A 377-nucleotide genomic window follows, 5' to 3' on the forward strand; every position below is an offset into this window, starting at 1 on the left:
CTTCTGTGGCTTCCATCTCCGTGTGCTGTCCCTCTTGTTCCGTGACTAAAGGCGTTGTCTGTAACGGCAAAAGTACTGCTGGCCATCAGCGTTATCTCTGCAAACAGTGTCGTAAGACATGGCAACGCACTTTTACCTACACCGCATCCCAGCCCGGTACACACCAGAAAATCATCGATATGGCTATGAATGGTGTTGGATGTCGTGCCAGCGCTCGCATTATCGGTATTGGTTTGAACACCATTTTACGGCATTTAAAAAACTCAGGCCCCGTTCAGTAACGTCTAGGATACATCCAGAGAGCGATGTGATTGTCTGCGCAGAAATGGATGAGCAGTGGAGCTACGTTGGGTCTAAGTCACGTCAGCGCTGGTTGT

At 49.6% G+C, this 377-nt stretch carries 1 pseudogene; it reads left to right on the top strand.

Annotated elements, in window-relative coordinates:
* Positions 1–5 precede the first annotated feature (5 nt).
* Positions 6–377: pseudogene (locus HH682_RS15465) on the top strand (IS1 family transposase); the annotation flags it as partial.

Source organism: Rosenbergiella gaditana, from assembly GCF_018494065.1.
Classification (GTDB): Bacteria; Pseudomonadota; Gammaproteobacteria; order Enterobacterales; family Enterobacteriaceae; genus Rosenbergiella; species Rosenbergiella gaditana.